This is a genomic window from Paraburkholderia sp. (genome assembly GCF_035948235.1).
Lineage (GTDB): Bacteria > Pseudomonadota > Gammaproteobacteria > Burkholderiales > Burkholderiaceae > Paraburkholderia.
The window spans coordinates 1-11,174 of sequence record NZ_DASZJJ010000236.1 but is presented as its reverse complement, the minus strand read 5'-3'; the positions used below and the strand labels follow the sequence as shown (position 1 = coordinate 11,174).

10 protein-coding genes and 1 tRNA gene are annotated in these 11,174 nt (G+C 62.9%); 6 read left to right on the top strand and 5 right to left on the bottom strand.

What is annotated here, in order from left to right; genetic code table 11:
- The 5 genes from VG320_RS20555 to VG320_RS20535 form a co-directional block, all read right to left on the bottom strand.
- On the bottom strand, positions 1 to 621 hold a 621-nt coding region (locus VG320_RS20555; RefSeq protein ID WP_327201906.1), incomplete at its 3' end, for a hypothetical protein.
- A 144-nt stretch (positions 622 to 765) separates the two neighbouring features.
- Positions 766 to 842 (bottom strand) — tRNA-Met (locus VG320_RS20550).
- 91 nt (positions 843 to 933) lie between these two features.
- A complete protein-coding gene (locus VG320_RS20545) occupies positions 934 to 2,592 on the bottom strand; it encodes an MFS transporter (protein WP_327201905.1) in 1,659 nt (552 codons plus the stop codon).
- A gap of 284 nt (positions 2,593 to 2,876) precedes the next feature.
- Positions 2,877 to 4,478 carry a sensor histidine kinase gene (locus tag VG320_RS20540; RefSeq protein ID WP_327201904.1) on the bottom strand — a complete coding sequence of 534 codons (1,602 nt, stop codon included), beginning with the start codon at positions 4,476 to 4,478 and terminating at the stop codon, positions 2,877 to 2,879.
- Between the two features lie 12 nt (positions 4,479 to 4,490).
- Positions 4,491 to 5,258: a response regulator transcription factor gene (locus VG320_RS20535; protein WP_327201903.1), complete on the bottom strand. Its 768-nt coding sequence runs from the start codon at positions 5,256 to 5,258 to the stop codon at positions 4,491 to 4,493.
- A 283-nt stretch (positions 5,259 to 5,541) separates the two neighbouring features.
- Between VG320_RS20535 and recA the strand changes: the two genes are divergently transcribed.
- From recA to VG320_RS20505, 6 genes are all read left to right on the top strand, one after another.
- Positions 5,542 to 6,618, top strand: a complete 1,077-nt coding sequence (gene recA, locus VG320_RS20530) for a recombinase RecA (RefSeq protein ID WP_327201902.1) — start codon at positions 5,542 to 5,544, stop codon at positions 6,616 to 6,618.
- A 340-nt stretch (positions 6,619 to 6,958) separates the two neighbouring features.
- Positions 6,959 to 7,690: a recombination regulator RecX gene (recX, locus tag VG320_RS20525; protein ID WP_414696083.1), complete on the top strand. Its 732-nt coding sequence runs from the start codon at positions 6,959 to 6,961 to the stop codon at positions 7,688 to 7,690.
- 129 nt (positions 7,691 to 7,819) lie between these two features.
- Entirely contained in the window at positions 7,820 to 8,515 is a 696-nt protein-coding gene (locus VG320_RS20520) for a DUF2889 domain-containing protein (RefSeq protein ID WP_327201900.1), read from the top strand.
- Between the two features lie 51 nt (positions 8,516 to 8,566).
- Positions 8,567 to 9,733: an ADP-forming succinate--CoA ligase subunit beta gene (gene sucC, locus VG320_RS20515; RefSeq protein WP_327201899.1), complete on the top strand. Its 1,167-nt coding sequence runs from the start codon at positions 8,567 to 8,569 to the stop codon at positions 9,731 to 9,733.
- A gap of 114 nt (positions 9,734 to 9,847) precedes the next feature.
- Complete coding sequence (gene sucD, locus VG320_RS20510; protein ID WP_027817870.1) at positions 9,848 to 10,729, top strand: succinate--CoA ligase subunit alpha; 882 nt, start codon at positions 9,848 to 9,850, stop codon at positions 10,727 to 10,729.
- A gap of 177 nt (positions 10,730 to 10,906) precedes the next feature.
- Positions 10,907 to 11,174, top strand: a 268-nt coding sequence (locus VG320_RS20505) for a TerC family protein (protein WP_414696082.1), incomplete at its 3' end; no start/stop codon positions are given.

Here is an 11,174-nt window from a genome sequence, read left to right as displayed (position 1 = left end):
CAGCATCCCAGATTCCAAATCCTTAAGAAACGAATCTGATGGGTGGCCGCGAAGTTCGAGTCTATGTCTCGCTTTCACAATTCGCGGATTCCCATCTTTGTCCGTGGATCCGTCGGGGTGCGGGCGATGAAATTCTGTCGGATACGTCAGGTCGCACATCCGAAGAATATGGTTCAGAAAACTTGTAATCTTCGAGCTTGGCAGCCCTGGCGACATCTCAAGCGCAGCGACGTAGGTGTCGGGCTTCTGTGGCTTCAACTTGATCATGAGATGAGCCGAGAAGTCAGCGCCCTCACCAAGCGTCTTCTCGATGACTCGACGCTCTGATTTTTCCGGGTTGCTCAATACGACGTCAGACGCGTCTTTGTCCGAACGATTGATGAGCAGGGTCAGATATCCCCGAGGCTTATCGACGTCAATATCGGCAAGGTAAAGCAGTTCGCTGCGCTTCCGGTTCGGTCTGGATAGAAGCTCAGTGTTGCGCATTTGATCTACAAGCTCGAACAGCTTGTCTACAGGTAGCGTACGCAGTCCGGCCAGTCGGCCTTGACGCCCCATAGATGCATAGGTTTCGATCTTCGCATCGAAAAACAAGACCATGCGCTGGTCATTTTTTTGCATTGTTGCCCCGGAGAATTATTCGTACTTTTACTACCTGTAAGAGTACCTGGGGCATGATTGCGGGTCAATACATTCCGGTTGACAGAACGTTGACACGACGCAGAAATGACAAAGGGTTAGCCGAAGCTAACCCTTTGTTTTATATGGTGGCGAATCAGGGATTCGAACCCCGGACCTGCGGATTATGATTCCGTCGCTCTAACCGGCTGAGCTAATTCGCCTAAGAGAAAAAGATTATGCCTACGGTCCGGCACCCTGTCAAGCGTCTTCGCAAAACTTTTTCAGGATGCCGGGCCGTCTCCATCGATGGGCTCAATCCTGCGCGTAAATATCCGAGTCCTTGGTCTCTTTCACGAACAGCATGCCGATCACGAACGTCGCCAGCGCGATGATGATCGGATACCAGAGCCCCGAGTAGATATCGCCTCTTGCAGCCACGATCGCGAACGCCGTCGCGGGCAGGAAGCCGCCGAACCAGCCATTGCCGATGTGATACGGCAGCGACATCGACGTATAGCGGATGCGTGTAGGGAACATCTCCACCAGCATCGCCGCGATCGGCCCGTACACCATCGTCACGAAGATCACGAGGATCGTCAGCACCACCACCGTCATCGGCCAGTTGAGCTGCGCGGGATCGGCCTTGAGCGGGTAGCCCGCACTCTTGAGCGCGCCCGAGAGCGTCTTGTCGAACGCCGCGCCCGCCTCCTTGGCGCCCGGCGCCTTGCCGTTAAAGGTGTCAATGGTCGTGTCGCCGACCTTGATCTGCGCGAGCGTGCCCGCCGGCGCGGCCACGTTCGAGTAGTTCAGGCCCGCCTTCGACAGCGCGCTCTTGGCGATATCGCAGGAACTCGTGAACTTCGAGGTGCCCACCGGGTTGAACTGGAACGAGCATTCGTCCGGGTTCGCGATCACGACGATCGGCGCGCGCGCGGTCGCGGCTTCGAGCGCCGGATTCGCGTAATGCGTGAGCGCCTTGAAGAGCGGGAAGTAGGTGAGCGCGGCGATCAGGCAGCCGGCCATGATGATCGGCTTGCGGCCGATCTTGTCCGACAGCGAGCCGAAGAACAGGAAGAACGGCGTGCCGATCAACAGCGCCAGCGCGATCAGGATGTTGGCGCTGGCGCCGTCCACCTTGAGCGTCTGCGTGAGGAAGAACAGCGCGTAGAACTGGCCCGTGTACCAGACCACGGCCTGGCCCGCCGTCACGCCGATCAGCGCGAGGATCACGACCTTGAGGTTGCGCCACTGGCCGAACGCTTCCGTGAGCGGGGCCTTCGACACCTTGCCTTCGGCCTTGATGCGCTTGAATGCCGGCGATTCGTCGAGTTGCAGACGGATCCACACCGACACCCCGAGCAGCAGGATCGAGGCGACGAACGGTACGCGCCAGCCCCATGCGCCGAATGCCTCTTCGCCGATGGAGGTGCGCACGCCGAGAATCACGAGCAGCGACAGAAACAGGCCGAGCGTGGCGGTCGTCTGAATCCACGCAGTGTAGAAACCACGACGTCCGGGGGGCGCATGTTCCGCGACGTAGGTCGCCGCGCCGCCGTATTCGCCGCCGAGCGCAAGACCCTGCAGCAGACGCATGAGGATGAAGATCACCGGCGCGGCAATGCCGATCGACGCGTAACCGGGCAGGAAGCCGACCACGAAGGTCGACAAACCCATGATGACGATGGTGACGAGGAAGGTGTGCTTGCGGCCCACCAGGTCGCCCAGGCGTCCGAACACGATCGCGCCGAACGGACGCACCGCGAAGCCCGCCGCGAAGCCGAGCAGCGTAAAGATGAAGCCCGCGGTGGGATTGACGCCGGAGAAGAAGCTTTTGCTGATGAAGGCCGCGAGCGAGCCGGCCAGATAGAAGTCGTACCACTCGAACACGGTGCCGAGCGACGACGCGAAGATCACGCGTTTTTCGTCACTGGTCATCGGCGTGTGTGAGACTTGTCCGCCAACGGTTGCCATATGTGTCTCCAATTTTGATGTGCGTGTGGGCCCGCGTTCGAGGCGGTCCTGCGCAGCATTATTGGAATGGAAACTTACGGGGTTCTGACGTGCGGGGTCAGGTTTGGTCGCGTGCGTGGAGAGCTTTCTGTGCCTGAAAATGTTCTTAACGCGCTATGAACGTCGTCCAACGTGGGTTTAATGGCTATTATCGCGTTGGTTTAATGGTGGTGACTGGCGTGGGCCTAAGGGAAAGTCCCATGCCAGTTTTCGCCGCTTCTGCCGTCAGTTTCGGCACGCGCGTGTCAGTTTGCTGAGCGCAGGCGCAGCGTCACGCTTACTAGTGTCCCCGCCAGGCGCGGCGTTTCCTGATAGACGTGGTCGTCGATGGTGAGCGTGCCGCCGTGCATGGTCGCGATCTCGCGCACGATCGCAAGTCCCAGGCCGCTGCCGTCGCCGTCGCGTCCGAGGATCCGGTAGAAGCGTTCCTGCACGCGCTCGCGCTCGGCCGCCGGGATGCCGATGCCCGTGTCCTCCACTTCCAGATGCACCGCCCGCGCGGCAGGTTCGGGCCGCACGCGCACGGTGATGCGCCCGCCTGGCGGCGTGTAGCGGATGGCGTTGTCGATCAGGTTCGACAGCATCTCGCGCAGCATCACCGGATTGCCCTCGACGATCACGGCATCTTCGCCGTCTTGCGCTTCATGCTGGCCCGGCGCGTCGTCCGGGCCTTCGTAGCCCAGGTCCATCTGTCGCGCGAGCGCGGCCTGCACCCAGTCGCGCACCGCATGGCGCGCGACTTCGGTGATATCGACGGGCGTGAAGACCTGACCCGACATGCGGTTCTCGGCGCGCGCCAGCGCCAGCAACTGCGTGACAAGCCGCGCCGCATGCTCGGAACTCATGGCGATCTGTTCGAGCGAGCGATGCACCTCGGGCGAAGCGTCCTGTCGCAGCGCGAGTTCGGCCTGGGTGCGTAGGCCCGCGAGCGGCGTCTTCATCTGATGCGCGGCATCGGCGATAAAGCGCTTTTGCAGTTCCATGTTCTGTTCGAGCCGCGTGAGCAGGTCGTTGAACGAGGTCACGAGCGGCTCGATCTCGGGCGGCGCGCGGCGCGCTTCGAGCGGCGAAAGATCGTCGGGGCGACGCCTGCGGATGCTCGACTGCAGCGCGTGCAAGGGCGCCAGGCCCCGCGAGAGGCCGAACCACACCAGCAGAATCGCCAGCGGCAGGATCACGAACTGCGGCAGGATCACGCCCTTGATGATGTCGTTGGCGAGCGCCCGGCGCTTGTCGAGCGTTTCGGCCACTTGCACCAGCACGGGCTGCGAGCCGGTGAGATGCGGCGGCTCGACCGTCGTATAGGCCACGCGGATGTCGATGTCGTGCAGCGTGTCGTCGCGAAACTCGACGAGGCCGGGCGAGGGGCGATCGTCGTCGCGCGGCAGCGGCATGTCGCGGTCGCCGGCCACCAGCTCGCCGCGGCTGCCGAGCACCTGGTAATAGACGCTGTCGACGTTGTCGGCGCGCAGGAAGTCGCGCGTGGAGTCGGGCAGCGTCAGCTCGGCCACGCCGTTCACGGGGTGGATCTGGCGCGCGAGCACGTAGGCGTCGGTTTCGAGCGCGCGGTCGAACGGGCCGTTGGCGATGGATTTGGCGACCAGATAGGTGACCGCGATGCTCATCGGCCAGAGCAGCAGCAGCGGCGCGAGCATCCAGTCGAGGATTTCACCGAACAGCGAGCGCGGGCGCGCTTCGGCAGCGGCTTCGGCTTCGTCGGGCGGCGCGAAAGGATTGGCGTAGCGGGCGTCGCGCGCTTCGTCGTCGAGCGCGCCGGGTGGCTCTGCGCCGCGCGCGCTGGTGGACGAGGCCGGCGTGACGCGCGCGGCGGGAGCGGGCTCGGCCATCGTCGCGTCCGGCTATTTGAAGTAGTGGCTGGACGGCATGGCGGGCGGGGCGGTTTGAGGTTCCGCGTGGGTCGGTCTGGCCGAGGCGCTGGCAGGTGTGCTCGCAGGCGCGGCCGCTTCTTTTTCCAGACAGTAGCCCAGACCCCGCACCGTCACGATCTGCACGCCGCCGGTTTCGAGCTTTTTGCGCAGGCGGTGCACATAGACCTCGATCGCGTTATTGCTGACTTCCTCGCCCCATTCGCAGAGGTGATCGACCAGTTGTTCCTTCGACACCAGCCGCCCGAGCCGCTGCAGCAACACTTCCAGCACGCCCAGCTCGCGCGCCGACAGATCGAGGACCTGCTCGTGAATGCGCGCGACGCGTCCCACCTGGTCGAACGACAGCGCGCCGTGGCGCACGACCGTCGGGCCGCCGCCCGCCCCGCGCCGCGTGAGCGCGCGCACGCGCGCTTCCAGCTCGTTGAGCGCGAAGGGTTTGGCCATGTAGTCGTCGGCGCCCAGATCGAGTCCCTTGACGCGTTCGTCCACGCTGTCGGCGGCGGTGAGGATCAGAACGGGGAGGTTGGAATTGCGCGCGCGCAAACGCCGCAGCACTTCGAGCCCCGGCATTTTCGGCAGGCCCAGATCGAGGATCAGCAGGTCGAAAGTCTGCATCGACAAGGCGGTATCGGCATCCACGCCGGTACGCACGTGATCAACGGCATAGCCCGATTGGCGGAGTGATCGGACCAGACCGTCCGCGAGTATGCTGTCGTCTTCGGCAATGAGGATTCGCATGGTGCGCAAGCGTTGCCTTCGAAGCGTCCCGCGTCTTGCTGGGGCGCGCTTCGCAGCACCGGCGTCGCGTTCGCGGGCTTGAGGCCTCGCAGGGGCGGCGCACGGCGGTCTCCGGAATTCGCGGTTTCGGCGTGCGCGTTAGTTGAAAACGGGCTTGCCAAAACTACTGTTTTTTTATACAGTGTCTGAGTTCGTTGGCACCGCTCGCCAGTCGTCACAAAAGTGTCGCAGGCGGGGGCGTGCATCGTCATCAGACGCCGTTCATCATAGCAAAGGACGATTCATGGAAGATAGCAAGAAAGGCTCGGCTGGGCTGACTGCTGAGAAGAGCAAGGCGCTGGCCGCTGCGCTCGCGCAGATCGAAAAGCAGTTCGGCAAAGGGTCGATCATGCGACTCGGTGACGGCGACGCAGTTGAAGATATTCAGGTGGTCTCCACCGGCTCGCTCGGTCTCGACATCGCGCTGGGCGTGGGCGGTCTGCCGCGCGGCCGGGTGGTCGAAATCTACGGTCCGGAATCGTCGGGCAAGACCACGCTCACGCTGCAGGTGATCGCCGAAATGCAGAAGATCGGCGGCACGGCGGCGTTTATCGACGCGGAACACGCGCTCGACGTGCAATACGCTTCCAAGCTTGGCGTGAACGTGCCGGAACTGCTGATCTCGCAGCCGGACACGGGCGAGCAGGCGCTCGAAATCGCCGACGCGCTGGTGCGCTCGGGCTCGATCGACATGATCGTGATCGACTCGGTCGCGGCACTCGTGCCGAAGGCCGAAATCGAAGGCGAAATGGGCGACTCGCTGCCGGGTCTGCAGGCGCGTCTGATGTCGCAGGCGCTGCGCAAGCTCACCGGCACGATCAAGAAGACGAACTGCATGGTGATCTTCATCAACCAGATTCGTATGAAGATCGGCGTGATGTTCGGCAACCCGGAAACCACCACGGGCGGTAACGCGCTGAAGTTCTACGCATCGGTGCGTCTGGACATCCGCCGTATCGGCTCGATCAAGAAGAACGACGAAGTCATCGGCAGCGAAACGCGCGTGAAGGTCGTCAAGAACAAGGTCTCGCCGCCGTTCCGCGAAGCCGTGTTCGACATTCTTTATGGCGAAGGCATTTCGCGTCAGGGCGAAGTCATCGACCTGGGCGTGCAGGCCAAGATCGTCGACAAGGCGGGCGCGTGGTACAGCTATAACGGCGAACGCATCGGCCAGGGCAAGGACAACGCGCGCGAATTCCTGCGCGAGAACCCCGATATCGCCCGCGAGATCGAAAACCGCATCCGCGAATCGCTCGGCGTGAGCGCGATGGCCGAAGGCGTGAAGAACTCCGGCGCAGTCGAAGTCGCGGACGAAGAATAAGTCCCGCGAATCCGGCAATCGGGGGCCCTGAAGGGGGAGCACGACGGTGATGCGCAAGCGCGGGTTTGGCTCGGCACGGCCGCTGGCCGCGAAGGCTGCGTCCTCGGCTTCGGACGAGGCGCAGCACCTGCGTGAAGTAAGCAGCGCCAACAGCGATGCTCGGGGCGCCAAGCGGCGCTCCACCTCTACCTCTGATCGGTCCCGGATTTCATCTCAAGATTCACCCCGTATCACTCCGCAAAGCCGCGACGCCCATTCGGGCGATCGCGGCTTTGTGCTTTCTGAGCCTCAACTCTTGTCTCATTCCACTACGCCCGATCTCGACGACGAAGGCGGCGCCGTGTTCGAAGTGCCGTTCGAGGCGTTTTTCGATGCGCCCGCCGAGGCACGGCAGCCGCCGGTCGCGAACGCAACACGCCGTACGCCGCGCCCTGCAACGCAAGCCTTTACACGTAATTCCAACCGCCGCGCCGATTTCGACGAATCCGAATCGTTCGACGCGCACGACATCGCGCGCGCTGTCGAAAAAGCGCGCGAAGACGAGGGCGACAGCTACGAACGCAGTTCCACGCTGCGCGCCGCGCGCAAAGCCAGTGCGGCGGCCACGAGCAAACAGCGCCCGGAACGCTCGCTCAAGGGCCGCGCGCTCGGCTACCTCTCGCGTCGCGAATACAGCCGTGCCGAACTCTCGCGCAAGCTGATGACCTACACCGAAGACGCTGACGAACTCGAACGGCTGCTCGACGCGCTCGAGCGCGACGGCTGGCTTTCCGATGCGCGCTTCGCCGAAAGCGTCATGTACCGCCGTGCTTCACGCATGGGCGCCGGGCGCATCGTCAGCGAACTCAAGCGGCACGCCGTGGGCGAGGCGCTCATCGAAGAAGTGAATACGCAGTTGCGCGAGACGGAACTCACGCGCGCCCGAGCGGTCTGGCAGAAGAAGTACGGCGAGTTGCCCGAGACGCCCGCCGAGCGCGCTCGACAGGCCCGTTTTCTCGCCGCGCGCGGTTTTTCGATGTCGATCATCGGCAAGATCCTCAAAGGCATCGAAGACAGCTTTGAGGGCGATTAGTCGGGAAATTGATCCTCGTGGATCAAAAAACGTCTGGAAACAAGCCTCTAAGGGGGCTGCGGAATCGCCGCTGTCTCAAATAATCGGTATGCTAAAATCGAGAAGTTTTCCAAACCGGTCTGACCCAGCATGCCGCTTCCTCCGCCAGCGCCTCGCCAGTTGCGTCATCAGCGCGCTATCCGGGCGGTCGCCTATGAGCGCGAAGACGGCCTGTGGGACATCGATGCCTGCCTGACGGACCACAAGCCTCGCGATGTGGAGTTAGCATCCGGTGTCCGGCCCAATGGTTTGCCGATCCATGAACTCTGGCTTCGTATCACGATCGATCGCAAGCTCAATGTCGTCGACGCCGAGGCGTCGTCCGACTGGGTGCCTTACGACGGTCAGTGCCAGAACGCCAATCCCGCCTATCGGGCCCTCATCGGGCTCAATCTCCTCCAGAACTTCCGCCGCGAAGCGGGCCGACTCCTCGCCGGCACGCAGGGCTGCACGCATCTCACAGAAATGTTGGGCGTGTTGCCGACGGTCGCCATCCAGGCGTTCGTGGGAGCCGTGTGGGATACATCGAATGGCAATCCGGGCGACGCGTCCGGACCGGATCTCGGCAAGACTGCCGGCGACGAATCCGCCGCCGGTGAGAAACCGCCTTTTCAGCTCGGCCGCTGCCACGCGCTGCGGTTCGACGGCGAGGCGGTCAAGCAGTTTTATCCGCGCTGGTATGGCCATGCGCCGCGTTCGAAAGAGCGCGGCGGGGACGCTGCCAGCGTGCGCGAAGACACTGGACCGCGCCATGAGGGCAAGGCCGACGCCGTCGCGCATGAATAACAACAGCGGAAACGAAGTTCACTCCAACTCTCAGACTGAAGGGAATCACGCATGAAGATTCACGAGTACCAGGGTAAGGAAATCCTGCGGAAATTCGGCGTCGCGGTACCGCGCGGCAAGCCGGTGTTTTCGGTGGATGACGCGGTCAAGGCCGCTGAAGAGCTGGGCGGTCCGGTGTGGGTCGTCAAGGCCCAGATTCACGCGGGCGGCCGCGGCAAGGGCGGCGGCGTGAAAGTGGCGAAGACGCTGGAGCAGGTCCGCGAATACGCGAACCAGATCCTCGGCATGCAGCTCGTCACGCACCAGACCGGTCCGGAAGGCCAGAAGGTCAACCGTCTGCTGATCGAAGAAGGCGCCGACATCAAGCAGGAACTGTATGTCAGCCTCGTCGTGGATCGCGTGACCCAGAAGATCGTTCTGATGGGTTCGAGCGAAGGCGGCATGGACATCGAAGAAGTCGCCGAAAAGCATCCGGAACTGATCCACCACATCGTCGTCGATCCGGACACGGGTCTGCTGGATGCCCAGGCTGACGATCTCGCCGCGAAAATCGGCGTGCCGGCTGCCTCGATTCCGCAAGCTCGCGCGATCCTGCAAGGCCTGTACAAGGCATTCTGGGAAACCGACGCGTCGCTGGCCGAAATCAACCCGCTGAACGTTACGGGCGACGGCAAGGTCATCGCACTCGACGCGAAGTTCAACTTCGACGCGAACGCGCTGTTCCGCCATCCGGAAATCGTCGCTTACCGCGATCTGGACGAAGAAGATCCGGCTGAAGTCGAAGCCTCGAAGTTCGACCTCGCGTACATCTCGCTCGACGGCAACATCGGCTGTCTTGTGAACGGCGCAGGTCTGGCCATGGCGACGATGGACACCATCAAGCTGTTCGGCGGCGAACCGGCGAACTTCCTGGACGTCGGCGGCGGCGCCACGACCGAGAAGGTCACGGAAGCGTTCAAGCTGATGCTGAAGAACCCGGAGCTCAAGGCGATCCTCGTGAACATCTTCGGCGGCATCATGCGCTGCGACGTGATCGCGGAAGGCGTGATTGCGGCGTCGAAGGCCGTTGACCTGAAGGTGCCGCTCGTCGTGCGCATGAAGGGCACGAACGAGGACCTCGGCAAGAAGATGCTGGCCGACTCGGGCCTGCCGATCATCTCGGCGGACAGCATGGAAGAGGCTGCGCAGAAGGTTGTCGCGGCTGCCGAAGGCAAGTAACTTTCAGCGGATACGAATGACGCAGTGCCGGCGCGAAGCCCGCCAGACGTGGCCCACGTGGCATCACGCAGCGGACGACGCGACGCGCGGCGTCAAGCGAACAGAGGTCAATACATGTCGATTCTGATCAACAAAGACACCAAGGTCATCACGCAGGGCATTACCGGCAAAACCGGTCAGTTCCACACCCGTGCATGCCGTGAGTACGCCAACGGCCGCGAAGCATTCGTCGCGGGCGTGAACCCGAAGAAGGCCGGCGAAGACTTCGAAGGCATCCCCATTTACGCCAACGTGCGTGAAGCCAAGGATGCGACCGGCGCGACCGTTTCGGTCATTTACGTGCCGCCGGCAGGCGCTGCTGCTGCGATCTGGGAAGCCGTCGAGGCCGACCTCGATCTGGCGATCTGTATCACGGAAGGCATTCCCGTTCGTGACATGATCGAAGTCAAGGACCGTATGCGTCGCGAAGGCCGCAAGACGCTGCTCCTCGGCCCGAACTGCCCCGGCACGATCACGCCGGACGAGCTGAAGATCGGCATCATGCCGGGTCACATCCACCGCAAGGGCCGCATCGGCGTCGTGTCGCGTTCGGGCACGCTGACGTATGAAGCGGTTGCCCAGCTGACGGCGCTTGGCCTTGGCCAGTCGTCGGCAGTCGGTATCGGCGGCGACCCGATCAACGGTCTGAAGCACATCGACGTCATGAAGATGTTCAACGACGATCCGGATACGGACGCCGTCATCATGATCGGCGAAATCGGCGGTCCGGACGAAGCCACGGCAGCCGAGTGGATCAAGGGCAACATGAAGAAGCCGGTGGTCGGCTTCATCGCGGGCGTCACGGCGCCTCCGGGCAAGCGCATGGGCCACGCTGGCGCGCTGATCTCGGGCGGTGCGGATACGGCTGAAGCGAAGCTGGAAATCATGGACGCGTGCGGCATCAAGGTCACGCGCAACCCGTCGGAAATGGGCCGTCTGCTGAAGTCGGTGCTGTAATTTGCGGATAACGCCGGTCTTCGCGCATCACGTATGCGTGGGGCGCTGGCGTTTTTTGCTATGCTTGCGGAATCCTTTCACGAGGTTTCCGAACAAAAGCGAGGGAGCCAGTCATGGCTGCCTCGCTTTTTTATTTGCGGCGATTGCCCGCGCGCGTTCTCTTAAGTTCTCGCCCTCATGCTCGAGTTTTTCGCAACGCTCCACTGGGGCGCTGTCATCCAGATCATCGTCATCGACATCCTGCTGGGCGGCGATAACGCCGTGGTGATCGCGCTCGCCTGCCGCGATCTGCCTGCGCAGCAGCGTCTGCGCGGCATCCTTTGGGGCACTGTCGGCGCGATCGTGCTGCGCGTGGTGCTGATCGCCTTCGCCGTGGTGCTGCTCAACGTGCCGCTGCTCAAGTTCGCGGGCGGCCTGCTGCTGCTGTGGATCGGCGTGCGGCTGC